Below are 25,690 nucleotides of genomic sequence, written 5' to 3'. Positions count from 1 at the left end.
CGTCAGAACAACGCGTCGGCCAGGCGGTCGACCTGGTCGGGGTCGATGCCCCAGCAGTAGAGCATCACCTCGTCCGCGCCGATGTCCGCGAAGCCGGTGACGGCCTCGCGGATCTGCGCGGGCGTGGCGAGCATGCGCTCGGCGGATCCCGCGGCGCGCGGGTCGAAGCCGTAGTACGCGGTGATCGCGTCGCGGGCGCGGGCGATCAGGTCGTCCGGGCCGAGCGCCACATTGACCTGGGCGACCAGGCGCGGGCGGCCGGAGCGGCCGTGCTCGTCCCAGAGCCGCTCCACGTCGCGGAACATCGGCTCCATCCACTGCGGAGGCAACGCGGCGCCGAGGAAACCGTCGCCGAAGCGGGCCACGCGGGCGAGGGCCGCCGGTGCGAAGCCGCCGAACAGGACCTCGGGGCCGCCGGGGGTGACGGGGGCGGGGCCGATCGGGCCGACGCCCTCGGCGTCGTCGTAGGAGTGGCCCGCCCAGGTGCGGCGCAGGGTCTCCATCTGCTCGTCGAGACGGCGGCCGCGGCGGCGGATGTCGATGCCCGCGGCACGGCAGTCGTCCGCACGGCCGCCGACGCCGATGCCGAGCGTGAAGCGGCCGCCTGACATCCGGTCGAGGGTCGCGGTCTGCTTGGCGAGCAGGGCCGTGCCGTGGTGCGGGGCCAGCAGGACCTCGGTCTGGACGCGGACGCGGGAGGTGGCTCCGGCGAGCGCGGCGAGGGTGATCAGAGGCTCGGGGTTGTCGTACACGAGCCGGTCGAGGAGGCCGAGCGTGGAGAAGGGGGTCGTGTCGGCGCGACGGGCCCAGTCGAGCAGGACGGCGGGGTCGTCGACGGGCAGGCCGAGGCCGATACGCGGAGTGCGCACGGTACTCATGGGGTGGAGCTCCTTCGGAAGGGGGCATGCGGAATCTCGCTGCCGCCCCTCCGGGACCGCGCACGGTGTACGTGCCGGCTTGCTTCCCGTCTGCGGCGTATTTCTGGGGAAGCGGTTCGTAAGAGTGCGGTCAGACTAGCCCCGACGCCGGGCGTCGCGCCTCCCGTTTTCGGACCGCGGGGCTCAGAACCCGCCCCCGAAGTCCCCGCCTCCCCCGAAGTCGCCTCCGCCGCCGAAGTCCCCGCCGCCGCCTCCGAAGTCCCCGAAGTCGTTCGAGTCGAAGTCCGCCCCCGAGTAGTCCCCGCCGTCGTATCCGGCTCCCGCGCCGAAGTCGCCGTATCCGGAGCCGTAGTCCGCGGCGTAGGCGGGGCTCGACATCATCGAGCCGAGCAGCGTGCCGAGGAGGAGTCCGGGCAGGATGCCGCCGCCGAAGTAGCCGCCCGCCCAGGGGCCGTAGGCCGGGCCTGCATCGTAGTAGGGGCGCCGCTCGCCGTCACCCGTGTCGACCGTGCGGACCATGGGTTCGGCGCCGTCCTTGAGGCGGGTCGCGTCGGCCGCGCAGACGGGGACCTCGCGCTCGGCGCCGGACGGGGGCGACCACAGCGCGTCCGTCACGGAGGGCCCGTGCCGCGGGTCGAAGAAGCAGGGCGCCCGGCGCTCGGGCAGCGGCCGGCCCTCGCGGCGCGCGGCCAGCATGGCCAGCGAGAACCGCCCGTCGTCCAGGGCCTGCGTCACCCCGCGCACCTCCTCGGGGCGCTGGGCGGCGGCCATGAACTGTTTCGCCTTCTCGTACGAGTCGAGCGCCCGCTCGTAGTCGGCGCGCATCGTGTCGTCGGCGCCGGGCTCGGCGGGGTGGAAGTCGAGGCGGTCCAGCTCCTCGCCGAACGCCGTGATGTCCTCGTCGACGACCACGCGGAGCTTCTCCAGGGCGGCCCGCTGCTCGTCCTCGCGCTGCCGGCGCCGCCTGCGGGACACGGCGTACGCCGCGCCGCCGCCCACGACGACGACCGCGCCGAGGCCGATCAGGGCGCCGACCGGGGCGCCGCTGTCACCGCCGCCCGCGCCCCACGCGGAGGGCGCCGAGCCGCGCGCGTTGCGGACGGCCGTGTCGACGAAGTCGTTGAGCTGGGTGGTGACGTTCTCTCCCTGGACGCTGGTCGTCAGATTTCTGACCGCGTCCTGGGACATGACCCGGCTGTCGGCCCGGGCGTCGAACTTCTGGCCGAGGCGGACCGCGTAGACGCCGGTGATGCCGGTCTTGGTGCGCAGGTCGGTGAAGAGGTCCTGGGTGGGGAAGTTCGCGGGCAGCACCGCCACCATGACGGGCTTGTCCGCGTCCTTGATCTTCTTGGTGAGGGCGTCGGCGTCCCCGGCGGACAGCTGCGCGGAGGCGGCCGGGTCGACGTACACGGGGCTCTTCTTCAGGGCGTCGGCCACCGTCGAGACGTCGGAGGCAGCCGCCTGGACCCCCGGTGTCACCGCCGTCGTGGCCCCCAGGGCGAGAAGTGAACCGAACAGGACAGATATCAGGCGCGATGCCCGACGGGTGGGCCTCATACCTCGACGCTAACCCAGGAGGGACCCGTATGCCGTATGTACTGCAAGGAGGGGCCCACCCGCTTTGCGGTGGGCCCCTCCCCGCGCCGTCTCACGCGGCGCGGTACGCCTCGGTCAGCTTCGCGACCGCGTCCGCGTAGCGCCCGGACAGGAGCAGGTGGTCCGCGTCGGCGAACGGTTTGGCCACCGCCGGCGTGATGTCCTGCCCCACCTTCTGCTGGACGAGCAGCCGTGCCTTGCCCACCACCGCGCGACCGGCCTCCGCCGACCCGGCCTTCTGCGCCGCGGCGGCCGCGAGGGCGAGGGCCTTGAGGGTGAGCGTGCCGCCGCCCGGCGGGGTGCGCAGCGTCGTCAGTCCCCAGCCGAACGGGAACTGCGGGTCGTACGCCGTGTCCCCGACGTTGATCGGCAGCTGGGCCTGCGACTTCGGCCAGGTCACGGGGAGCTGTCCGGTGAAGGGCTTCGCCCCGTACAGGACGTCCGCGACGCCGTCGCCCTCCGTGCCGGGCAGCCAGGACGCGACGAGCGCGTCGATGTCGCCGAGCCGGTCACCGATGAGCTGCGGGCGGCCGGAGACGATGAGCACCGCGCACTTCATGGCGCCGCACACCTTGTCCACGGCGGCCCGGTCGGCGGGCGTGAGTTCCAGGTCGTTGCCGTTGCCGACGTCGCCGATCCCTTCCGCGTACGGGGTCTCGCCGACCACGACGACGCCCACGTCATAGCCGTCCGTGGGGGCGGAGGCGTCCTTGGAGTAGGAGATGGTGGCCCCGGGCGCGGCCTTCTTCATGCCTTCCAGGACGGTCGTGCCATCGGTGATCTTTCCGGACGAGCCCTGCCAGGTGACGGTCCAGCCGCCGGTCTGGTTGCCGATGTCGTCGGCGTTGGACCCGGCGACGTACACCTTCTGGCTCTTCTTGAGGGGGAGCACACCGCCCGCGTTCTTCAGGAGGACCTGGGACTCGGCGGCGGCGGTGCGGGCCACGGCGCGGTGTCCGGCCGAGCCGATGGCGGCGGCGCCGCTCGTGTCGGCGTACGGCTTCTCGAAGAGGCCCAGTTTGAACTTCTGGGTCAGGATGCGCGCGACGGCGTCGTCGATGCGCGGCTCGCCGATCCGGCCCGCCTTCACCTCGTCGATCAGGGTCGTGCGGAAGTCCTTGTACGCGGTCGGGACCATGATCATGTCGAGGCCCGCGTTGACCGACGTACGGACGTCGGACGCGTAGTCGCCGGGGAGCTGGTCGATGGCCTGCCAGTCGCTGATGACGAAGCCGTCGAAGCCCATGCGGTCCTTCAGGACTCCGTTGATCATGGCGGCGTCGGCGTGCATCTTCACCGGGCCCTCGTCGTCGCCGATGATGTCGAGCGACGAGTACGAGGGCATGACGGTGCCGACCCCGCGGTCCACAGCCTCCTGGAACGGCGCGAGGTGCACCGCCTCCAGCTCCTGCCGCGTGACCTTGGTGACGCCCTGATCGATCGTGTACGAGCCGGTGGTCGACGAGCCGTACGCGGTGCCGCCGTCGCCCACGAAGTGCTTGGCGGTGGCGAGGACCTTGTCGTCCCGGTCGAGGTCCTTGCCGTCGCGTGCCCCTTGGAGACCCTGGACGACCGTCTCCATCTGCTTCACGAGGGCGGGGTCCTCGCCGAAGGATTCGTACGACCGGCCCCAGCGTTCGTCGCGGGTGACGCACAGGCAGGGTGCGAAGTCCCAGGGGATGCCGGTGGCGCGGACCTCGGCGGCCGTGACCGCGCCCGCCTTCTCGGCCGTCCCCGGGTCGCGGGTCGCGCCGAGGCCGATGTTGTGCGGCAGGACCGTGGCGCCGACGAGGTTGTTGTGGCCGTGCACCGCGTCCACGCCGTAGATCAGCGGGATCTGGAACCGCGTCGCCTGCGCCCGGAGCTGGAAGCCGTCGATCATCTTCGCCCAGGCCGCGGCCGTGTTCGGCGTCGGCGTCGAGCCGCCGCCGGAGAGCAGCGAGCCGAGGTCGTACGCGGCGATGTCGCCGCCCGTGCCGACCGCGTTGCGCTCGGCCTGTGTCATCTGGCCGGCCTTCTCCTCCAGGGACATCCGGGAGAGAAGGTCGGCGACGCGCCGCTTCACCGGGAGCCTGGTGTCGAGGTAGGGCAGGCCGTGGGCGTCGATCACCACCTGCGGGGTCTCGGCGGGCGCCTTGGCGCCGGTGACCGTCAGCTTCAGCGGGATCGTCTCGGCGGGCTCGGCCGCCTTGTCCTTGAGCGTCGGTACGGACACCGTGTGCGTGGCGCCCGAAGCGGTACCGGCCGGGAAGGTGAACTCGCCCTTGACCGGGGTGTAGTCCGTGCCCGCGCCGGCGCTGCCGCCCGCGCTCTCGTAGGCGACCGTGACCGGCTCGGCGAGCGGGGCGGAGCCGGTGGTGGCGACGGAGATCCGCACGCCGGCCGTGCCGCCCTCCTTCACCGGGTAGACGGCGGCGCCGGTCAGGACCTTCGTGGTGAGGGCGGGGTCGGCCCTGCCGTAGAGCTCCACTCCGTCCATGGCGAAGGTGCCGGGCGTGCCGGTGGGCAGGGTGAGCGCGTAGCCCCACATGTCGGTGAGGCCGAGGTTCTGGTCGATGCCGCCGACGGGCTGGTAGTCGGTGCGGTAGGCGAAGTCGGTGAAGGGGATCTCGACCTGGTGCCAGCCGGTCCACTCGTCCGTGAACGAGGTCGTCCACAGCTCGGACGCCTCGCCGTTCGCACCGCCGTCCTTGATCTCGAAGTTGACCCGCTTGCCGCTGTTCTTCCCGTCCCACCAGAAGCGGATGCCCTTGTGCGTGGACCAGTCGTGGCCGGGCTCGTTCGCGGCGAAGTCGTGGGTGAAGCCGCCGTAGCCGCTGATGTCGTACGTCCCGGAGAGAACCTTGTCGCCCTCGGGGGCGTCGTCGCGCGCCGCGAGCTCCAGCTTGGGCGGGTCGTCGCTGTCGCCGCCCCAGGTGAAGATGCCCTCCGCGGGCTGGGACGCGAAGGGAACCTCGCCCTCGAAACGGTCGACGGGCACCGGCGGCGGTTCCTCGGCGCCGGTCGCCGCGCCTGCCGACGCGAGCGGGAGCAGCCCCGTGAGCAGGGCTGCGGAGACGAGCAGGGCGGTTCTTCGCATGGACTTCCCTTCGGCCGGTTCGGGTACGCACCGCAACCTCTGGGGGTGACGGGAGTCCCTGGTGAAGCTCATGACTTACCTCACGCCGTGAGTTAACTGGTGCCCCGTGGACCCGTCAAGACTTCACGTCAGAACCGGTGCACAGCCAATTCCCTGGGCTTGTCAGGGCAGTTGAGCATTCAGTTTCTGAACGCGCACCCCCTTGACTCCCGTTCGCAGCCGTCATTTACTCACGCCTCGCACGCCCCATCTCCTCACCCCCCACAGAAGGGCGGCGCACCATGAGAACCCCCAGACGACCCCGTTCGGGCCCGCGCCGGGCGGCCCGGCTGCTCGCCGCAGGGCTGCTCACGACCGCGGGCCTGACCGGGCTCGTGGCCTCCCCCGCGCAGGCCGCGGGCGAGCCGGTCACGGCCTGGCTGACCACGACGGACGACGCCGGCGGACGCCATGTCGTCCGCGGTCTCGAACAGCAGGCCCCGTTCGCCTTCCAGCCGGGCACGGGCGGCGGTGGCGAGAACATCACCGTCGACGAGAACACCCGGTACCAGACCTTCACCGGCGGCGGCGCCTCGTTCACGGACACCGCGGCCTGGCTGATGAACAGCAGCGGCGCCCTGTCACCGGCCACGCGCGACGCCACGATGCGCAAGCTGTTCTCCCCCACCGACGGCATCGGCCTGTCGTTCCTGCGCAACCCGATGGGCGGCTCCGACCTGGCGCGTCACGGCTACACGTTCGACGACGTGCCCGCCGGGCAGACCGATCCCGACCTCTCCGAGTTCTCCGTCGCCCACGACCTCGCGGACGTCCTGCCCCTCACGAAACAGGCCCGTCAGCTCAACCCGAAGGTCACCGTGATGGCCTCCCCGTGGACCGCGCCGGCCTGGATGAAGGACAGCGGACAGCTCAACGGCGGCTGGCTGAAAGCAGAGGACTACGGCACCTACGCCTCGTACTTCGTGAAGTACCTCCAGGCGTACCGGGACCAGGGCGTCCCGGTCGACTACGTCAGCGCGCAGAACGAGCCGACGTGCTGCGGGGGCTACCCCTCGATGAGCTGGAACGCCTCGGGGCTCGCCTACTTCACCAAGAGCGAGCTGCTGCCGAAACTGGCGGCCGCCGGCCTGACCACCAAGGTCCTCGCGCACGACTGGAACTGGGACACCTACGACGGCTACGCGGCGCAGACCGTGGACGACGCGGCGGTGCGCGCACACCCGAACTTCGGGGGGATCGCGTGGCACGGCTACGGCGGCGACGTCGCCGAGCAGAGCGCGATCCACGACCGCTACCCGCAGCTCGACGCCTTCGGGACCGAGCACTCGGGCGGCACGTGGATCGCCGACCAGCAGCGCGAGGACATGCTCAACATCGTCGACTACACCCGCAACTGGGCGAAGTCGGTGACCAAGTGGTCGCTGGCCGTGGACCAGAACATGGGCCCGCACAACGGCGGCTGCGGCACCTGCACGGGGCTCGTGACCGTGCACAACGGTGACGGGCGCAGCGGGCAGGTCGACTACACCGTCGAGTACTACACGATGGGCCATCTGACGACGTTCGTCCGGCCGGGCGCCCAGCGCATCGCGTCGACCGGCAGCTCGGCCGTGCCGAACGTCGCCTGGCGCAACCCGGACGGCTCGAAGGCGCTCATCGCGTACAACGGCGGCACGTCCGCGAAGACGGTGACCGTCAACTGGGGCGGGCAGCACGCCACTTACGCGCTGCCCGCGAAGACCTCGGCGACCTTCACCTGGTAGCGAAGCGGCAGCCGGGGCAACAGAGAGCCGGAGGGGCCGACCGCGGCCCCTCCGGCGTCCTCGCCTGTGCTGCCTCTACTCGACCGGCTCGACCCCGGCCCGCAGAAGCCCGTACGTGTAGGCGTCCTCGAGGGCGCCCCACGACGCGGCGATGACGTTCTCGGCGACGCCGACGGTGGACCACTCGCCCGCGCCGTCGCTCGTGGAGATCAGGACGCGGGTCGTGGAGGACGTGCCGTGCTTGCCCTCCAGGATGCGGACCTTGTAGTCGACGAGCTCCAGCTTGGCGAGCTGCGGGTAGATCCGCTCCAGGCCGACGCGCAGGGCGCGGTCGAGGGCGTTGACCGGGCCGTTGCCCTCGGCCGTGGCGACGATGCGCTCGCCCTTGGCCCACAGCTTCACGGTCGCCTCGTTGGCGTGGCTGCCGTCGGGGCGGTCCTCGACGATGGCCCGCCACGACTCGACACGGAAGTAGCGCCGGGCGCGGCCCTCGGCCTCCTCGCGCAGGAGGAGTTCGAAGGAGGCGTCGGCCGCCTCGTACGTGTAGCCCTTGAGCTCGCGCTCCTTGACCCGCTCGACGACGCGGCCCACGAGCTCGCGGTCGTCGGAGATGTCGACGCCGAGCTCCTTGCCCTTGAGCTCGATGGACGCGCGGCCCGCCATGTCGGACACGAGCATGCGGATGCGGTTGCCGACCAGATCCGGGTCGATGTGCTGGTAGAGGTCCGGGTCGACCTTGATCGCCGAGGCGTGCAGACCGGCCTTGTGGGCGAACGCGGAAACACCCACGTACGGCTGATGCGTGGAGGGCGTGAGGTTGACGACCTCGGCGATGGCGTGGGAGATGCGGGTCATCTCGCGCAGCGCGCCCTCGGGGAGGACCTTCTTGCCGTACTTCAGCTCCAGGGCGGCGACGACCGGGAAGAGGTTGGAGTTGCCGACGCGCTCGCCGTAGCCGTTGGCCGTGCACTGCACATGGGTCGCGCCCGCGTCGACGGCGGCGAGGGTGTTGGCGACGGCGCAGCCGGTGTCGTCCTGGGCGTGGATGCCGAGGCGGGCCCCCGTGTCGGCGAGGACCGTGGCGGTGATCGCCTGGACCTGGGCGGGCAGCATGCCGCCGTTGGTGTCGCACAGGACGACCACGTCGGCGCCCGCCTCGTGCGCGGCCGTGACGACGGCCTTGGCGTACATGGGGTTGGCGCGGTAGCCGTCGAAGAAGTGCTCGCAGTCGACGAAGACGCGGCGGCCCTGCTCGCGCAGGTAGGAGACGGTGTCGCGGACCATCTCCAGGTTCTCCTCGAGGGTGGTGCGCAGGGCCAGTTCGACATGGCGGTCGTGCGACTTGGCGACCAGGGTCACGACCGGGGCGCCGGACTCGACGAGTGCCTTGACCTGCGGGTCCTCGGAGGCCTTGGAGCCGGCGCGGCGCGTGGCGCCGAACGCGACGAGCTCCGCGTGCTTGAAGTCGATCTCCTGCTGGGCGCGGGCGAAGAACTCGGTGTCGCGGGGGTTGGCCCCGGGCCAGCCGCCCTCGATGAAGCCCACGCCGAAGTCGTCCAGGTGCCGGGCGATGGTCAGCTTGTCCGCGACGGTCAGATTGATGCCCTCACGCTGAGCGCCGTCGCGCAGCGTGGTGTCGAAGACGTGGAAGTCGTCGTCGACGCGGGAAGCGGGGTAATGGTCGTCGGTTGCGTCCGTCATGCTGATCTGGCTCCTGTGTCGGATCTCGGTCTACCGGAATGACCGGCTCCACCGTCCCCCTATGATCCCTCGCGCTCCGGTCCTGGCTTGAGGTGGGCCAGGAAACGAAAAAACCCCTCGCGGGTGCGAGAGGTCTGCGCGCGGGTCGAGACGACGATGTCCGCCCGTACGTGGTCGTACGTGGCGGTCACTGCGGACCGGCGCGCCTGCTGCCAATAATCATGGCGAACGAGAGCACATCGGCAGTGTGCCACAGCCCGGGCGTGGCCCGGACCGTGGTCTCACGATGTGGGCTCAGACCGCCTCGGCCGTGCGCTGCGTGGTCTCGGGGGCGGTGGCCGCGACCCGGTTCAGGTCGATGTCCCTCGTCTCGCGCATCGTCAGGTAGACGATCAGCGACACGGCGGCGCACCCGGCGACGTACCAGTAGAAGCCCGACTCCAGGCCCGCGTCCTTGAACCACAGGGCCACGTACTCCGCCGTGCCGCCGAAGAGCGCGTTGGCGATGGCGTACGGGAGGGCGACGCCGAGGGCGCGGATGCCGGTCGGGAACAGCTCGGCCTTCACGCACGCGTTGATCGACGTGTAGCCGGTGACGACGACGAGGGCGAGCAGGGCGAGGCCGAGGGCCGGCCAGAAGGAACCCGCGTGCTTGAGCATCGTCATGATCGGCACGGTCAGGAAGGTGGAGCCGACCGCGAAGGTGATCAGGAGCGGGCGGCGGCCGATCCGGTCCGAGAGCCGGCCCGCGAGCGGCTGGATGCAGGCGAAGACGATCAGCGCGCAGAACGAGACGAGCGTCGCGGTCTCCTTGCTCAGACCGGCGGAGTTGGAGAGGTACTTGGTGAGGTACGTCGTGTACGTGTAGTACGCGACGGTGCCGCCCATCGTCAGGGCCATCACGAGGAACGCCTCGCGCCTGTGCGCCCACAGCGCCGTCAGGGTGCCCTTGCTGTCGGCGCCCGCGTCGTCGGCGGACTCCTCGTAGACGTCGGTCTCCAGCATGTTGCGCCGCAGATAGAAGATGATAGCGGCGCCCAGCGCGCCGATGACGAACGGGATGCGCCAGCCCCAGCTGTGCAGCGCGTCGTCGGACAGGGTGCGCTGGAGGACGATCTGGAGGCCGAGACCCACGATCTGGCCCGCGGTCATGGAGACGTACTGGAAGCTGGACGCGAAGCCGCGGCGGCTCGGGTCGGACGCCTCGGTGAGGTAGGTGGCGCTGGCCGCGTACTCGCCGCCGACCGAGAGGCCCTGCAGCAGGCGGGCGATGAGCAGGACGACGGCGCCGCCGTACCCGGCGACCGCGTAGGTGGGCGCGATCGCGATGAGGACGGCGGACGCCGACATCAGCGTGACCGTCAGGGTGAGCGCCGCCTTACGGCCCTTGCGGTCACCCACCCTGCCCAGCAGCCAGCCGCCCACGGGCCGCATGAAGAAGCCGACGGCGAAGATGCCGGCCGTGTTCATCAGCTGTGCCGTGGGGTTCCCGTCGGGGAAGAAGGCCCCCGCGAAGTACGTGGCGAAGCTCGCGTACACGAACCAGTCGAACCACTCGACCATGTTCCCGGCCGACCCGACCAGGATTTTCTTCCATTGCTCTCGTCCCATGGGCGGCCACGGTGCCGGAATGCTTCGCTCCATGACAAGGGTGTAACACGCAACGATCATGCGTACTTGCGTTCATAGTGTTCATGGAGCGCCCCGGGGACGGTCGGCCGGCGGGCGCGGCGCACGAAGACGTCCCGTACGGGACGTCAGATGCCGCGGAGGGCTACGCGGGCTTCTCGGCCAGCGCCTCGTCCAGGAACTCCCTTACGTGGGACAGGATCTGGGCCCGGTCCGTGCCGCGCAGGCCGATCGCGACATGGATGGAGAAGCCGTCGAGCAGCGCCCGCAGCCGGGACGCGAACCGGTCGGGGTCGAGCGGCGGGAGCTCGCCGCGTGAGGTGCCCTCGGCGAGCAGAGCGACGAGGTCGCGGTGCCAGGCCAGCTCGATCGCGGCCTGCCGCTCGCGCGCGTCGCCGTCGGCCTCGGCGTTCTGCGAGCGGTTCCAGACCTCCAGCCACAGCGTCCAGTGCGGGTCGCCCTGGGCGTCGGGGACGTACAGGTCGACGTACGCGTCGAGACGCTCGCGGACCGTGCCGCCACCGGAGAGCAGCCGGGCCCGCTCCGCGCCCAGGCGCCCCTCGCTCCACTCCAGGGTCCGCAGGAGCAGTTCGTCCTTCGAACCGAAGTAGTAGAGGAGGTGGCCGCTGCTCATGCCGACCTCGCGGCCGAGCGCGGCCATGGTGAGTTTCTCCAGGCCGCGCTCGGCGATCATCTCCATGGCTGCGGCGAGGACCTCTTCGCGCGGAGGGGCGTTCTTCCGGCGGGCCTGGGCCACGGGGACTCCTGCGGGTCTTTCAGTGTGCGGGCGTGATCTCGGGTTGCTGCTGGGTGATGCAGTGGATGCCACCGCCCCCGGCGAAGATCGTACGGGCGTCCACGAGCTGGACGGTCCTGTCCGGGAAAAGCCGCCGGAAGATCCCGGCCGCGACCTCGTCGTTCGGGTCGTCGAAGGAGCACAGGACGACGCCGTCGTTGCACAGGTAGTGGTTGATGTACGAGTAGTCGACCCAGCCCTCGTCGTCCTTGAGGACGGTCGGCGCGGGGACCTCGACGACCTCCAGGGGCCGGCCCTTGGCGTCCGTCTCGCCCTTGAGCTGGGCGACGATCTGCTTGCTCAGCTCGTGGTCGGGGTGGGCGGGGTCCTGCTGCGAGTGGACCAGGACGACGCCGGGCGCGGCGAACGCGGCGACGATGTCGACGTGGCCGCGGGTGCCGTAGACGCCGTAGTCGCCGGCGAGGCCGCGCGGCAGCCAGATCGCCTTGGTGGTGCCGATCCTCGCGTGGATCTCCTGCTCGACCTCGGCCTTGGTGCGGCCCGGGTTGCGGTCGGGGTCGAGCTGCACGGTCTCGGTGAGGAGCACGGTGCCCTCGCCGTCGACGTGGATGCCTCCTCCCTCGTTGACGAGGGAGGAGGAGTGGACGGGCACGCCGGCGAGGTCCGCGATGTGGCGGGCTATCTTCGCGTCGTGCTCCCAGACGGCCCAGTCCTGGGCGCCCCAGCCGTTGAACGTCCAGTCCACGGCGGCGAGTCGGCCGTCGCCGACGACGAACGTGGGGCCGATGTCGCGCATCCACGCGTCGTCGAGTTCGCGCTCGACGAGGTCGATGTCGTCGCCGAGGAGCGCGCGGGCCGAGTCGCTCTGGCCCGGGGCGACGATCACGGTCACCGGCTCGAAGCGGCGTACGGCGCGGGCGACGGACGCCCAGGCCTCGCGGGCCTCGGCCAGCTCCTCGTCGTTGGTGAAGGTCGGGTTGGGGCTCGGCCAGGCCATCCAGGTGCGCTCGTGCGGGGCCCACTCGGGGGGCATGTGGAAGCTGCTCATGAGCGGGTCCTCACAGGAAGTAGAGACGGTTCAGGGAGACGGAGTCGGCCGGTTCCGAGCGGACCGGGTCGCCGTCGAGCGTGACGAGTCCGGTGGCCTGGTCGACGTCGATGGAGCCGGTGCGCGAGTTGAGGCGCAGGTCTGCGGGGCCGATGCCGCGGGTACCGCGAACGGCGACGCGGCGGCGGCGGGTGGGCATCTTGTCGTTGCCCTGGTCGAGGGCGGCCTGGGCGACGAAGGCGACGGAGATGTCCGCCGCGGTCGCGCCGTGCGCCCCGAACTGCGGCCCCAGGACGAGGGGTTCGCAGGTGTCGGTGGCCGCGTTCGGGTCGCCGACGACGCCGTACGCGGGGAAGCCGGACTTCAGGACGAGCTGCGGCTTGGCACCGAAGAACTCGGGCCGCCACAGCACGATGTCGGCGAGCTTGCCGGCCTCGATGGAGCCGACCTCGTGGGACAGGCCGTGCGCGATGGCGGGGTTGATCGTCAGCTTCGCCATGTAGCGCAGGACACGCGCGTTGTCGTCGTACTCGCCGTCGCCGGAGATCGGGCCGAGTTCGGCCTTCATCTTCCCGGCCATGGCGAAGGTCCTGCGCACGGTCTCGCCCGCGCGGCCCATGCCCTGCGCGTCGGACGACGTGATGCCGATGGCGCCCAGGTCGTGCAGGACGTCCTCGGCGCCCATCGTCCCGGCGCGGATCCGGTCGCGGGCCATGGCGGCGTCGCCCGGCAGGTCGGTCTTCAGGTCGTGGACCGAGACGATCATGCCGTAGTGCTCGGCGACGGCGTCGCGGCCGAACGGCAGCGTGGGGTTGGTGGACGACCCGATGACGTTCGGGACGCCCGCCATCTTCAGCACGTTCGGTACGTGCCCGCCGCCGCAGCCCTCGATGTGGAAGGCGTGGATGGTGCGGCCTTCGAGGACCCTGAGCGTGTCCTCGACGGACAGGCACTCGTTCAGGCCGTCGCTGTGCAGGGCGACCTGGACGTCGTGCTCCTCGGCGACACGCAGCGCGGTGTCGAGGGCGCGGGTGTGGGCGCCCATGTCCTCGTGGACCTTGAAACCGGAAGCGCCGCCCTCGGCGAGGGCCTCGATCAGCGGGGCGTCGTGCGAGGACGAACCCCGGCCGAGGAAGCCGATGTTGACGGGCCAGGCGTCGAAGGCGTTGAAGGCGTGGCGCAGCGCCCAGGGCGAGTTGACGCCCACGCCCCACACGGGCCCGAACTCCTGGCCGATGATCGTGGTCACGCCGGAGGCGAGCGAGGCCTCCATGATGCGCGGCGACAGCAGGTGCACGTGGGTGTCGACGGCGCCCGCGGTGGCGATGAGGCCCTCGCCGGACACGATGGACGTGCCGGTGCCGACGACGACGTCGACCCCGTCGAGGGTGTCCGGGTTGCCGGCGCGCCCTATGGCGTGGATCCGTCCCTCGCGGATGCCGATGGAGACCTTCCTGATCCCCTGCACGGCGTCGATCACGAGGACGTTGCTGATCACGACGTCGCAGGTCTCGCGGACGGCGGCGGCCTTGAGGTGCAGTCCGTCGCGGGCCGTCTTGCCGAACCCGGCGAGGAACTCGTCGCCGTACGCCTGCGAATCGGACTCGACGCGGACGGTCAGGCCCGAGTCGCCGAGGCGGACGCGGTCACCGGCGCGCGGGCCGTGCGTGGCGGCGTACGCGCGCGGGTCGATGTGCCGGCTGCCCGGCGCGCAGTGGTCGCTGTGCTTGGTGGGCCTGCTCATGCGCCCGTTCCCTTCACTCCGAGATATCCGCAGGCGGCTGCCCTGCGCAGGGCCTCCTCCTTGGCGCCCGGCGCGTCCAGCGGGCCGTCGACGAGTCCGGCGAAGCCGATCGCGACGCGCGCGCCGCCGATGGGCACGAGGCCCACCTCGGCGCTCTCCCCCGGCCCGAACCGCACCGACGACCCGGCGGGGACGGCGAGCCGCATGCCGTACGCGGCCGCGCGGTCGAAGTCGAGCCGCGGGTTGGCCTCGAAGAAGTGGAAGTGGGAGGTGACGGAGACGGGGACGCTCGACGTGTTGGTCGCCGTGAGCGTCACCGTGGCCGGCGGGTCGCTGTGCTGGGGGCCCGGGAGCAGCGCGCCCGGCGCCTCGTCGCCCAGCGATGAGCCGATCGGGTCGCTGACCACGGCGAGCCGCGACCCGTCGTCGAAGACGGCCTCGACGTGCACCTCCGTCACGACGTCGGAGACGCCGGGGAGCACATCGTCGGGGCCGAGGACGGAGCGCGCCGCCTCGATGGCCTCGGCGAGCCGCCGGCCGTCCCTGGCCGCCTCGCACACCGTGTCCGCGATCAGGGCCGTCGCTTCGGGGACATTGAGCCGCAGGCCCCGGGCCTTCCGGGCCCTGGCAAGTTCCGCGGCCCCGAACAGCAGCAGCCGATCGCGTTCCGTGGGGGTCAGACGCACGCCACCACACCTCCCGTACAGGTTTAGAACTTCACTCTAACCATACGATTCACAACTCGAAAACATTGACGTGCCAGCTTGTGATGAGTCACATTGAACGCTGCTCTAAACCACCCGACGTGACCGATGCAACGACGCAAAGATCAGGGGTCCCCCATGGCGATAGAACAGCGCGGTGTAGACACCATCCCCGACGAGGAACGCACCAGCGGTCCCCGGGACATCGTCTCGATCCTCCTAGGCTCGAACCTCTGCCTCGGGGTGATCGTCTTCGGCTGGCTGCCCGTGTCGTTCGGACTCGGCTGGTGGGCCTCGGTCACCTCCGTCGTCGCGGGCACGCTCCTCGGCACCGCGCTCACCGCCCCGCTCGCCCTGGTCTCCCTGCGCACCGGCACGAACCTGTCGACGTCGTCCGGCGCCCAGTTCGGCGTCCGCGGCCGGCTCGTCGGCTCGGTCGTCGGCCTGCTCCTGTCGCTCGGCTACACGGCGCTGACCGTGTGGATCGGCGGCGACGCGATGACGGGCGTCCTGCACCGCCTGTTCGGCGTGCCCGAGTCGGGCCTCACCTACGGCGCCGTCTACGCGCTCCTGGCCGCCGCCACCGTGATCGGCGCGGTCTACGGCTACCGCGTCCTGCTGCGCCTCTCGCGCGTCCTGGCCGTGGGCATGACCGCGCTCCTGGCGCTCGGCGTCGCCGCGTACGCCCCGCACTTCACGACGGCGCCGCTGCCGGCCGCGGGCGGCTACCTCCTCGGCTCGTTCTGGCCGACCTGGCTGCTCGCCCTCGTCGCGGCCGGCCTGTCGGGCCCCATCGCCTTCATCACGCTCCTCGGCGACTACACGCGCTACGTGTCCCCGGCCCGCCACTCCCAGCGCAGCGTCCTGCGCGCCACCTGGCTCGGCCTGATCGTCGGCCTGCTCACGCCCCAGCTGTTCGGCACGTTCACCGCGTACGCGGCCCGCGCCGCCCTCGACTACGCGGGCTCGCTCGTCTCCGCCTCGCCCACCTGGTACCTGATCCCGCTGCTGCTCGCCGCCTCCGCGGGCTCGGTCGGCAACGCGGGTCTGATGCTCTACTCCATGGGCCTCGACCTGGACGCGATCCTGCCCCGCGCCTCCCGCACGGCCGCGACCTACACGGTCGCCGGCGTCGCCACGGTCTGCGTCTTCGTCGGCCACTTCGCGTGGGCCGCGCAGGACGCCATGACGTCGTTCGTCCTGCTCCTCACCGCGATCGGCACCCCCTGGGCCGTGATCACCCTGATCGGCTTCGTCCGCTGCCGCGGCGTCTACGACGCGGACGCGCTCCAGGTCTTCAACCGGCGCTCGCGCGGCGGCGTCTACTGGTACCGCAACGGCTGGAACCCGCGTGCCACCGTCTCCTGGGCCCTGGGCGCCTTCGTCGGCCTGCTCGCGGTGTCCCTGCCGTCGTACGAGGGCCCGCTGCTCTCCCTGACGGGCGGCGTGGACTGCAGTTTCCTGCTGTCGGGCCTGGTCGGCGGCGCCGCGTATCTGGCGCTGACGGCACGCGAGGTGCGCTCGGTACGCGTCAGGGCCGCCGCGGACAAGAAGTCCGAGGCGGCCCTGGTCACGAGTGGTGAAGGCTGAGCGCGAGCGGGTTGCAGCCGTGCTCACGAGCCGGTTCTAGCCGAGCTGGTGCATCCAGCCGTGCTTGTCCGCGCTCGTGCCGCGCTGGATGTCGAGCAGCGCCTCGCGCAGCTTCAGCGTGACCTCGCCGGGCTCGCCGCCCGACTGGGCCCACTGCGCACCGGCGCGCTTGACGGTGCCGACGGGCGTGATGACCGCCGCGGTGCCGCAGGCGAAGACCTCGGTGAGCGTGCCGTTCTCCGAGTCGGCCTGCCACTGGTCGATGGAGACGCGGCTCTCGACGGACTCGTAGCCCAGGTCGCGGGCGACCGACAGGAGCGAGTCACGGGTCACACCCGCGAGGAGCGAACCGGTCAGCTCGGGGGTGACGATCTTGTCCCCGTACACGAAGTACAGGTTCATGCCGCCCAGTTCCTCGACCCACTTGTGCTCGACGGCGTCGAGGTAGGCGACCTGGTCGCAGCCCTCGGCGGCGGCCTCGGCCTGGGCGAGCAGGGACGCGGCGTAGTTGCCGCCGGTCTTGGCGTCACCCATGCCGCCGGGGACGGCGCGCACGCGGTCCTCGGACAGCCAGATCGACACCGGCTTGACGCCACCGGCGAAGTAGGCGCCCGCGGGCGAGGCGATCACGATGAAGAGGTACTCGTTGGCGGGCTTCACGCCCAGGCCGACCTCGGTCGCGATCATGAAGGGGCGCAGGTAGAGGGACTCCTCGCCGCCGTGCGCCGGGACCCACGCGATGTCCTGCCGGACCAGCGCGTCGCACGCCTCGATGAACGTCTCGACCGGCAGCTCGGGCATGGCCAGGCGGCGCGCCGAGGCCTGGAAGCGCTTGGCGTTCATCTCGGGGCGGAAGGTGGCGACGGTGCCGTCGGGCTGGCGGTAGGCCTTGAGGCCCTCGAAGATCTCCTGCGCGTAGTGCAGGACGTTCGTCGCCGGGTCGAGGGCGAGCGGTCCGTAGGGCACGAGCTGCCCGTCGTGCCAGCCGCGGCCCTCGGTCCACCGGATCGTCACCATGTGGTCGGTGAAGTGGCGGCCGAATCCCGGGTTGGCCAGGATCGCCTCGCGCTCCGCGCCGGACAGCGGGGTCGAGGAGGGCTTGAGCTCGATCGTGGGCGTCGTCATGGTTGCGTGTCCTTCACCGGTTGTGTGTGACGGACCGCTTTTCACGCTCGCGCAGCTGGAAGCGCGAACTCCCCAACTACTTGGTCGTCCGAGCTTTTGCGTTCACCGCGGCCCCACGTTCGATTATCGCGCGTGGGGTCCGATGGACGAAAACGGCCCGTACGGGTCGTGCGTGAGGTGCGGCCCTGGGGTTGATGGTGGCACCCGGGGACCGCAAAGGTGAAGCCGCCGGGTGCGGATGCGACCCGGCGGCTGCTTAAGTGCATTAAGAGCGGCGGGTCAGCCGGCTACTCGTCCGGCGAGCGCGTCGCCGATCTCGTCGGTCGACCGCACGCTGGTGCCGCGCTCGGCCAGGTCGGCGGAGACGGCGTCCTCGATGCGGGCGGCCTCGGCCTCGTAACCGAGGTGACGCAGCAGGAGCGCCACGGACAGGACCGTGGCCGTGGGGTCGGCCTTGGCCTGGCCGGCGATGTCGGGGGCCGAGCCGTGGACCGGCTCGAACATCGACGGGAACTCGCGGGACGGGTTGATGTTCCCGGAGGCCGCGACGCCGATACCGCCGGAGACGGCGGCGGCGAGGTCGGTGATGATGTCGCCGAAGAGGTTGTCGGTGACGATCACGTCGAAGCGCTCGGGGTCGGTGACGAGGAAGATCGTCGCCGCGTCCACGTGCAGGTAGTCCGTGGTGACCTCGGGGAACTCCGTGGCCACCTTGTTGAAGATGTTCGTCCAGAGGTGGCCCGCGAAGGACAGCACGTTGTTCTTGTGGACCAGCGTGAGCTTCTTGCGGGGGCGGGCCTGGGCGCGGGCGAAGGCGTCACGGACCACCCGCTCGACACCGAACGCCGTGTTGACGGAGACCTCGGTGGCGACCTCGTGCGGGGTGCCGGTGCGGATCGATCCGCCGTTGCCCGTGTACGGACCCTCGGTGCCCTCGCGGACCACGATGAAGTCGATCTCCGGCTGGCCCTTGAGGGGCGTCGCCACACCCGGGAGCAGCTTGCTCGGGCGGAGGTTGACGTGGTGGTCGAAGAGGAAGCGGAGCTTGAGCAGGAAGCCGCGCTCGAGGACGCCGGACGGGACCGAGGGGTCGCCGATCGCGCCGAGCAGGATGGCGTCGTGCTGCTTGAGCGCCTCGACATCGGCGTCGGTGAGGGTCTCACCGGTCGCGTGGTAGCGCCTGGCGCCGAAGTCGTATTCCTTGGTCTCCAGCTTCACATCCTGCGGGAGGACGGCGCCGAGGACCTTGAGCCCCTGGGCCACGACCTCCTGGCCGATGCCGTCACCGGGGATCACTGCGAGATTGAGGATGCGAGAGCTAGCCGACATACGGGCACCCTACTTCGGCGTCCCATGGGATGACACTCGCTGTCCGCCATTCGGACAGACGTGGTGCGGGCCGCCCCGGGGTCTGCCGTACGGGCCGCCGCGCGGTCGATATCTGTTCACCCGCAGGTATGGCCCTTGTTGGTTGTTACTGGGAAGTTTTCTTCCCATGGACACACCAAACGTCGGCATTCCCGAGCAGCTGGCCCGCCGTCTGAGCATGCCGGAGCAGCACGAGTACCTGCGGGCCCGGTTCAGCAGACGGCGCGCGCTGACCGGGACCGCGGCGAGCCTGGGCGGTCTGACCCTCCTGGGCGGCTCGGCCTCCTCGGCGTACGCGGCGCCCTCCGCCGCCACCTCGCCCGCCGTTCCCGTCCGCTCGGCGGCCGTGCAGGTCGACGGCTCCCTCGTCGCGCCCTTCGCCCGCCATCTGGCCTTCGGCGCCGACCCGAAGACGCAGATGCGGATCTCCTGGCAGGTGCCGTTCGCGGTGCGCAAGCCGTTCGTACGGGTGGGTCTCAAGCCCTGGGACCTCAGCCGGAAGATCGAGGCGGAGGTGCGCGCGCTGCACACCCCGAGCCTGTCGAAGAAGCTCCCGGCGGTCGAGCAGCTCTATCTGCACGCGGCCCTGGACGGTCTGACGCCCGGGACGACGTACTACTACGGAGTGGGCCACGACGGCTTCGACCCGGCGTCCGCGGAGCGCATCGCGACGATCGGCTCGTTCCGCACGGCTCCGGCGAAGGCGGAGAAGTTCGTCTTCACGGCCTTCGGCGACCAGGGCGTCAGCTATGACGCGCTCGCCAACGACCAGTTGATCCTGGGCCAGAACCCCTCGTTCCATCTGCACGCGGGCGACATCTGCTACGCCGACAGCAGCGGGCACGGCAAGGAGTCGGACACCTACGACGCGCGCGTGTGGGACCAGTTCCTCGCGCAGACGGAGTCGGTCGCGAAGTCGGTGCCGTGGATGGTGACGACCGGCAACCACGACATGGAGGCCTGGTACTCCCCCGACGGGTACGGCGGCCAGTCGGCCCGCTGGACCCTGCCGGACAACGGCCCGGACCCGCGGAACGCGCCGGGCGCCTACTCCTTCGTGTACGGGAACGTCGGTGTTGTCGCGCTCGACGCGAACGACGTCTCGTACGAAATTCCCGCCAACAAGGGCTACACGGACGGGAAGCAGACCGCGTGGCTGGCCGGGCGGCTCGGCGAGCTTCGCGCGCGTAAGGACATCGACTTCGTGGTGGTCTTCTTCCACCACTGCGCGTACTCGACGTCGACGCACGCCTCCGACGGCGGGGTGCGCGCCGCGTGGGTGCCGCTTTTCGCCGAGCACCAGGTGGACCTGGTGATCAACGGGCACAACCACGTCTACGAGCGCACGGACGCCATCAAGGACGGAGAGGTGGGCAAGCCGGTGCCGGTCGGCGCGTCGACCGATCCGACGCGCGACGGCATCGTGTACGTCACCGCGGGCGGCGCCGGCAAGGACCTCTACGGGTTCGGCATCGGGGTCGAGGACAGCTACGAGGGGCATGTCCACGACCGCGAGTCGATCGTGACGTTCCACTGGACGAAGTCACGCCTGCCGGACCCGGACACCGTGGAGTGGTCCCGGGTGCGGTACACCGGCTTCTCGTTCCTCGCGGTGGAGGCGGAGACCGGCGGGGCGGGCGTGACACCGACACTGAAGGTCTCCGCACTGGCCGAGAGCGGCGAGCGCATCGACTACTTCGAGATCAGGCGCGGCACACAGCCGTAGGGGCCGGGGGCCCTAACGGCTCTCGTGCCCCGTCTCGCCGCCGTTGTCCCTGCGGTCGAGGGCTCGCTGCAGGGCGGCGGCGGCGTTCTTGCGGTCTGAATCGGACGGCGATGTGTGACGGACTCGGCGGCGGACGGGCGTCGCTGTGGCCATGAGAGATCGACTCCTTGAGATCACTTGGGATTTCGAGGCGCCGGAAGAGGCGGGGAGCCTGGAGCCGCAGGGGTTGCCTGCCTTCTGCTCAGCTCACGACCGCCATTCGCTGGATCGAGCGAGACGTTCGGCTCCTACCAAGCTAAGCGAGGAGCCCGCTTCTGTCTCCACAATTACTCGGACTTCCTACTATCTGAGACGGGAGTCACGGCGACCTGCGACTTCACGCCGGGGTCAGCCGCGGCCCGGGCTCAGAGGATGTCGCCGCCCCGCCAGTCGAAGAGGAGCGCCTGGGCCGGGTCGAGTGCGGCGCCGACGCGGCGCAGGTACGGCGCGCTCTCGTCGTCCGGCAGCGGCACCGGCCCGTCGGGGCCGTACGCGGCGAAAGCGCCCTGCCACTGTTCCCAGCCGCGCACCCGGTAGAGCCCGGCCCCGTCGGGCGACGCCGACAGCGCGCCCAGTTCGTAGGCGGCGTCGATCACCCGCTCCAGGGCCGCCATGACCTGCCCGCCCAGACCGCTCCTGCGCGCGTCGGCGCGGACGGCGACGCCCTCGACGTAGCCGGTGCGCAGCGAGCGGCCCGCGTGCGCGACCCGGCGCTGCACCACGGAGCCGTGCGCGACGAGGTCACCGGCGCCGTCGCGCACGAGGGCGTGCACGCCGCCGACGGTGTGGTCCCAGTCGTCGCCGCTGAAGCCGCCGTCGAAGGCGTCGTCCAACAGGGCGCGCACGCACCGGAGTTCGGCTCGCGTGAGGTCGGCGGTGTGTGCGGTGCTCAGTGTGGTCACCGGGACACCGTACTCACGCGCCATTTGAGTACGCGTGCCGATTTCACGCCGCGTCCGCGGCGGCACAGTCGTCCTCATGAACGGCCTCTACGCTCTCAAGCCCTGGTACGCGGACCGGCTCTCCGGCCTGCGTCGCGCGCTCGCCTCCCGGCAGGTCTCGCCCGACGCCCTGACGGCGGCCGGTGTCGTGTGCGCCGCGGGCGCGGCGGCGGCGCTCGCGTGGCTGCCGGCGCCGTCGGCCGCGCTTCCCGTGGCGGTGCTGCTCGCGGGGCGGCTCGCCTTCGCGAACCTGGACGGCGCGCTCGCCCGCGACACCGGCCGCACGACGCGGCGCGGCGCGCTCCTGAACGAGCTGGGTGACCGCGCGGCCGACCTGCTCGTCATCGCGGGTTTCCTGCCGCTGGCACCGCTGTGGCTGGTGGCCGCGGCGGCGTTCGCGGCGACGCTCCCTTCCTGGGTCTCGCTGGCGGGCGCGGCGGCGGGCGCGCCCCGGCGCAACGGCGGCCCGGTCGGCAAGACGGAGCGCTGCCTCCTCGCGGTCGTGGCCGCGGCCTCGGGCTGGGCGGTACCGGTGCTCGCGGTCGTCGCGGCGGGATCCGCGGTGACAGCGGTGGTGCGGGCGGTGTGGGTGTGGAGGGCGCTTGGGAAGCCTGAGGCGGCTGTGGCTGCCGCGGCTGCTGTGGCCATCGAGCGGACTGCGGATGGGGAGAGGGGCATGGCTACAGAGAGCGATGCGGCTACGGAGAGGGCTGTGGCGAGCGAGAAGCCTGTGGCACGGGTGGCGGAGCCCGCGTCCCCGGCCACCGGTCGCCGTCCGGCCCCGGCCCCCTCCCCCAGGCCGAGCCCTCTCCCCCCGAAGCCCGCCCGCCGAGGCCTCCCGCTCGACACCGGCGAGGTGTCCGGCGGCATCACGCACACCCGCTCGCAGTCCCCCGCGGACCACGGCACGCAGCTGCGGGGCACCCGATGAGCGCCGTGTTCGTCGCCGGAGAGGTGGCCGGGCGGGCCGTGCCGGTCGTGGCCGGGGTCCTCGGGGCGGGTGGTGTCGCCGTCGCCTCTCTGCCGTCCCGGGTACGGATGCGGGCCGAGCTGCGCAGGCGGTGGCGGACCTGGGCACTGTCCGCGCCGCTGTTCATCGGGGCCTTCTTCGTGGGCCGCGCGGGCGCGTTCGTGCTCGCGGCCGGGCTCGGCGTGGTCGCCGTGGGTGAGTACGCGCGGATGGCCGGCCTGCCCCGCGCCGAGCGGGCCGTACTGGTCGCCGCGGCAATCGCCGTACCCGGAGCGGCACTTGCGGGGCCCGACCCCCGTACGACGGGAGCGCTGCTCGTCCTCGCCGTCCTCGCGGCGGTCTGCGCGGGCGACGCCGAGCAGGGCTTCACGCGCGCGTCGCGCACGCTCTTCGGTCTCCTGTGGATCCCGGTGTCGCTCAGCGGCCTGGTGCTGCTCGGCGACACGGCGCTCGCGGTGGGCGTCGCGGTGGCCTTCGGCGACGTGGGCGCGTGGTGCGGCGGTACGGCGCTCGGCCGGCGAGGGCCGCTCGCGCGGCGCCTCTCGCCGCTGTCCCCCAACAAGACGTGGGCGGGTGTGGTCGGCGCCGCTGCGGCAACTGCCGCCGCGCTCGCGGCAGTCGGCGCGTTCACGCCGGTCCTGTGGGCGGCCGTCCTGGCCGGCTGCGTCCTCGGCGATCTCGTCGAGTCGATGGTGAAGCGCGAGGCGGGCGTGAAGGACGCGGGCAGCTGGCTGCCGGGCTTCGGCGGGCTCCTCGACCGTATCGACTCACTCCTCGTGGCCCTGCTCCTCGTGATGGTGGTGACCCTGTGACGACGACCGTGACCGCTGCGGCCCGTGTGCGCCCGACCCGTGCGGCCGCCCGGCTTCGCCACGCCTTGTGGTGGCTCGTCCTCACCCTCACCGGCGGTGTGGAGCGCCGGGGCCGGCTCCCGCGCGGCGGCTGCGTCGTGGTCGCCAACCACAGCTCGCACGCCGACACCGCGGCACTGCTCGCCGCGCTCGACGGGTCGCACGCGCCCGCGATCGGTGCGGCGGCCGACTACTGGTTCGCCTCGCCCTGGCGCAGCCGGATCTGCAGCCGCCTCGCCGCCGGGTTCCCGGTGCGGCGCTCGGGCGGGGGCATGGACGACCTGCTCGGCATGGCGGACACGCTGCGCGCGGGCCGCGCCGTGGTCCTCTTCCCCGAGGGCACGCGCGCGCGTACGGGTGAGCTGGGGTCGTTCCACCGGGGCGCGCTGGTCCTGGCGGAGCACGCGCGCGTGCCGGTCGTGCCGGTCGGGATCGCGGGCACCGACCGGCTGCTGCCCAAGCACGGCAGGCTGCGCCCGTCCCTGGTCCGGGTGCGGATCGGCGAGCCGCTCCCGTACACGGCGACTCCGGAGGAGGCCCGTGAGGCGGTCGCGGCGCTGCATGACCGTACGGTCGCGGAGCCGCTGCGGGACTCCCGCGTCCGCAAGGTCCTGGCCCGCGTGATCAGCGCACGGCTCGGGCTGCTCCTGGCCTTCGCGTGGGCGTGCGCGGAGGCGCTGAGCTGGCCGCTGATGCCGGAGCTGTTCCTCGCGGTGGCGTGCGTGGCGGTGCCGCGCCGGGCCCTGAAGCTGTCCGTCACCGCGCTCGCGGGCAGCCTCGCGGGCGGCCTGCTCGCGCTCCAACTGGCTTCCATGGGCGTGTCGTTGCCCGCACCCCTGACGACGGACCGGATGCGGGCGGAGGTCCGTCACCAACTGTCCGTCGAGGGCGCGTCGGCGGTACGCCACCAGCCCTGGAACGGCATCCCTTTCAAGGTCTACGTGAAGGAGGCGGGCCGCGCGGGTGCCCCCGTCTCAAACTGGCTGTCCGAGTCGGCGCGTGCCCGCGGTTCGCGCACGCTCACCGTGGGGCTCGCGTTCGGCGCGTTCGGCTTCCTGGTGCACCGGCTGCGCCGGCTCTACGGGCTCTACCTGGGCCTGCTGTGCGGCGCTTTCGCGGTCGGCCTCTCGCTCATCGTGGCGGGCTGGAGCTGACGCGGCCGGTCGCAGCGGGACGCGCGGCGCCACGAACCAGGCGATGACACCGGCATCCCCGACCGCGCTCACGTACCTTCGAGATCATGAATTTACCTACCTCCCGCAGGACCCTCCTCGGCGCCGCGGCCCTGGCGCCGGTCCTCCTCTCCGTGCCCGGCACCGCGAGCGCGGCGCCCTCCCCCGAGGCCGGCGGTGACGCCCGGCGCCGGCTGCGCGAGCTGGAGGCGGGCTACCCCGGCCGCATCGGGGTGCACGCCCTGCACACCGGCACCGGCGCCGTCCTCGCCTACCGCGCGCACGAGCGCTTCGCGATCGCCTCGACGTTCAAGGTGCTTGCCGCCTCGGCGATCCTGCACAGGGCGCGCGAGCAGGAGCCCGGACTGCTCGACGTACTGATCCGCTACGGACGCGACGACCTCGTGGCCGCCTCGCCCCGCACCGAGCTGCACCTCGAAACCGGCATGACGGTGAGGGAGTTGTGCGACGCCGCCATCACGTACAGCGACAACACCGCGGCCAATCTCCTGATGCGCCGGATCGGCGGCCCCTCCGGAGTCACCGCGTTCGCCCGCTCGCTCGGCGACTCCGTGACGCGGCTCGACCGGTGGGAGACCGACCTCAACACGAACCTCCCCGGCGACCGGCGGGACACCACGACGCCCGCCGCCATGACCGAGGACCTGCGCGCGCTGGTCCTCGGCGACGCCCTGCACCCGCTCGACCGCGGCCAGCTGACCCGGTGGCTGGTGGAGAACACCACCGGCGACAAGCGGATCCGCGCGGGGCTGCCGCCGGGCTGGCGGGTCGGCGACAAGACCGGGTCGCCCGCCTACGGCGGGGTCAACGACGTGGCCGTGGCCTGGCCGCCGGGCGGCGGGGCTCCGCTGGTCGTCTCCGTGTACACGACCCGGCTCGACCCGGACACCCCGGGCGAGGACCGGATCGCCGCCGACATCACGCGTGTCGCCGTGGACGCACTGCTCTGACCCCGGACACGACACCGCCTCCGACCGGGGTGGGGCCC

The 25,690-nt window shown here is 71.7% G+C and carries 19 protein-coding genes and 1 pseudogene; 7 read left to right on the top strand and 13 right to left on the bottom strand.

Going from position 1 to position 25,690, the window contains the following annotated elements; genetic code table 11:
• Positions 1-2: 2 nt before the first annotated feature.
• The 3 genes from LGI35_RS30360 to LGI35_RS30350 all read right to left on the bottom strand — a co-directional run bounded on the left by LGI35_RS30360 (position 3) and on the right by LGI35_RS30350 (position 5,553).
• Positions 3-878 carry an LLM class flavin-dependent oxidoreductase gene (locus LGI35_RS30360; protein ID WP_227297373.1) on the bottom strand — a complete coding sequence of 292 codons (876 nt, stop codon included), beginning with the start codon at positions 876-878 and terminating at the stop codon, positions 3-5.
• A gap of 183 nt (positions 879-1,061) precedes the next feature.
• Positions 1,062-2,435: a hypothetical protein gene (locus tag LGI35_RS30355; protein WP_227297372.1), complete on the bottom strand. Its 1,374-nt coding sequence runs from the start codon at positions 2,433-2,435 to the stop codon at positions 1,062-1,064.
• 91 nt (positions 2,436-2,526) lie between these two features.
• Complete coding sequence (locus tag LGI35_RS30350) at positions 2,527-5,553, bottom strand: glycoside hydrolase family 3 protein (RefSeq protein ID WP_227297371.1); 3,027 nt, start codon at positions 5,551-5,553, stop codon at positions 2,527-2,529.
• Positions 5,554-5,834: 281 nt separating this feature from the next.
• Between LGI35_RS30350 and LGI35_RS30345 the strand changes: the two are divergent.
• Positions 5,835-7,313: pseudogene (locus tag LGI35_RS30345) on the top strand (glycoside hydrolase family 30 protein); the annotation flags it as partial.
• 78 nt (positions 7,314-7,391) lie between these two features.
• Here the strand turns inward: LGI35_RS30345 and cimA are convergent.
• The 6 genes from cimA to ureA all read right to left on the bottom strand — a co-directional run bounded on the left by cimA (position 7,392) and on the right by ureA (position 14,881).
• Complete coding sequence (gene cimA / locus LGI35_RS30340) at positions 7,392-9,017, bottom strand: citramalate synthase (protein ID WP_227297370.1); 1,626 nt, start codon at positions 9,015-9,017, stop codon at positions 7,392-7,394.
• Between the two features lie 294 nt (positions 9,018-9,311).
• On the bottom strand, positions 9,312-10,628 hold the full coding sequence (locus LGI35_RS30335) for an MFS transporter (protein WP_227297369.1): 1,317 nt from the start codon (positions 10,626-10,628) through the stop codon (positions 9,312-9,314).
• A gap of 163 nt (positions 10,629-10,791) precedes the next feature.
• Positions 10,792-11,346: a TetR/AcrR family transcriptional regulator gene (locus tag LGI35_RS30330; RefSeq protein WP_227300595.1), complete on the bottom strand. Its 555-nt coding sequence runs from the start codon at positions 11,344-11,346 to the stop codon at positions 10,792-10,794.
• Between the two features lie 76 nt (positions 11,347-11,422).
• Positions 11,423-12,451, bottom strand: coding sequence for an agmatine deiminase family protein (locus tag LGI35_RS30325; protein WP_227297368.1), 1,029 nt, complete (start codon positions 12,449-12,451; stop codon positions 11,423-11,425).
• 10 nt (positions 12,452-12,461) lie between these two features.
• Positions 12,462-14,195: an urease subunit alpha gene (locus LGI35_RS30320; protein ID WP_227297367.1), complete on the bottom strand. Its 1,734-nt coding sequence runs from the start codon at positions 14,193-14,195 to the stop codon at positions 12,462-12,464.
• On the bottom strand, positions 14,192-14,881 hold the full coding sequence (gene ureA / locus LGI35_RS30315) for an urease subunit gamma (protein ID WP_227297366.1): 690 nt from the start codon (positions 14,879-14,881) through the stop codon (positions 14,192-14,194). The genes LGI35_RS30320 and ureA overlap by 4 nt, the downstream gene beginning before the upstream one ends.
• 156 nt (positions 14,882-15,037) lie before the next feature.
• On the opposite strand from ureA, the gene LGI35_RS30310 reads away from it, so the two are divergent.
• Positions 15,038-16,489, top strand: a complete 1,452-nt coding sequence (locus LGI35_RS30310; RefSeq protein ID WP_227297365.1) for a cytosine permease — start codon at positions 15,038-15,040, stop codon at positions 16,487-16,489.
• A 36-nt stretch (positions 16,490-16,525) separates the two neighbouring features.
• On the opposite strand, the gene LGI35_RS30305 is transcribed toward LGI35_RS30310, so the two are convergent.
• Together LGI35_RS30305 and LGI35_RS30300 are read right to left on the bottom strand one after the other, a co-directional pair.
• Entirely contained in the window at positions 16,526-17,614 is a 1,089-nt protein-coding gene (locus LGI35_RS30305; RefSeq protein ID WP_227297364.1) for a branched-chain amino acid aminotransferase, read from the bottom strand.
• A gap of 279 nt (positions 17,615-17,893) precedes the next feature.
• Positions 17,894-18,943 (bottom strand): 3-isopropylmalate dehydrogenase, encoded by a 1,050-nt coding sequence (locus LGI35_RS30300; protein ID WP_227297363.1) that lies wholly within the window; start codon positions 18,941-18,943, stop codon positions 17,894-17,896.
• A gap of 166 nt (positions 18,944-19,109) precedes the next feature.
• Between LGI35_RS30300 and LGI35_RS30295 the strand changes: the two genes are divergently transcribed.
• On the top strand, positions 19,110-20,708 hold the full coding sequence (locus tag LGI35_RS30295) for a purple acid phosphatase family protein (RefSeq protein ID WP_227297362.1): 1,599 nt from the start codon (positions 19,110-19,112) through the stop codon (positions 20,706-20,708).
• Positions 20,709-20,720: 12 nt separating this feature from the next.
• On the opposite strand, the gene LGI35_RS30290 is transcribed toward LGI35_RS30295, so the two are convergent.
• Together LGI35_RS30290 and LGI35_RS30285 are read right to left on the bottom strand one after the other, a co-directional pair.
• Positions 20,721-20,861: a hypothetical protein gene (locus tag LGI35_RS30290; protein ID WP_227297361.1), complete on the bottom strand. Its 141-nt coding sequence runs from the start codon at positions 20,859-20,861 to the stop codon at positions 20,721-20,723.
• 251 nt (positions 20,862-21,112) lie between these two features.
• Positions 21,113-21,673: a GNAT family N-acetyltransferase gene (locus LGI35_RS30285; protein ID WP_376690459.1), complete on the bottom strand. Its 561-nt coding sequence runs from the start codon at positions 21,671-21,673 to the stop codon at positions 21,113-21,115.
• 52 nt (positions 21,674-21,725) lie between these two features.
• Between LGI35_RS30285 and LGI35_RS30280 the strand changes: the two genes are divergently transcribed.
• The 4 genes from LGI35_RS30280 (at position 21,726) to bla (ending at position 25,652) form a co-directional block, all read left to right on the top strand.
• Complete coding sequence (locus tag LGI35_RS30280; RefSeq protein ID WP_227297359.1) at positions 21,726-22,619, top strand: CDP-alcohol phosphatidyltransferase family protein; 894 nt, start codon at positions 21,726-21,728, stop codon at positions 22,617-22,619.
• Complete coding sequence (locus LGI35_RS30275; protein ID WP_227297358.1) at positions 22,616-23,470, top strand: phosphatidate cytidylyltransferase; 855 nt, start codon at positions 22,616-22,618, stop codon at positions 23,468-23,470. Before LGI35_RS30280 ends, LGI35_RS30275 begins: the two co-directional genes overlap by 4 nt.
• Complete coding sequence (locus tag LGI35_RS30270; RefSeq protein ID WP_227297357.1) at positions 23,467-24,663, top strand: lysophospholipid acyltransferase family protein; 1,197 nt, start codon at positions 23,467-23,469, stop codon at positions 24,661-24,663. The genes LGI35_RS30275 and LGI35_RS30270 overlap by 4 nt, the downstream gene beginning before the upstream one ends.
• Before the next feature lie 86 nt (positions 24,664-24,749).
• A complete protein-coding gene (gene bla, locus LGI35_RS30265) occupies positions 24,750-25,652 on the top strand; it encodes a class A beta-lactamase (protein ID WP_227297356.1) in 903 nt (300 codons plus the stop codon).
• Positions 25,653-25,690 lie beyond the last annotated feature (38 nt).

The sequence above is a fragment of the Streptomyces longhuiensis genome, from assembly GCF_020616555.1.
In the GTDB taxonomy this organism is placed as follows: domain Bacteria; phylum Actinomycetota; class Actinomycetes; order Streptomycetales; family Streptomycetaceae; genus Streptomyces; species Streptomyces longhuiensis.
This window is presented reverse-complemented; position numbering and strand designations above follow the sequence as displayed.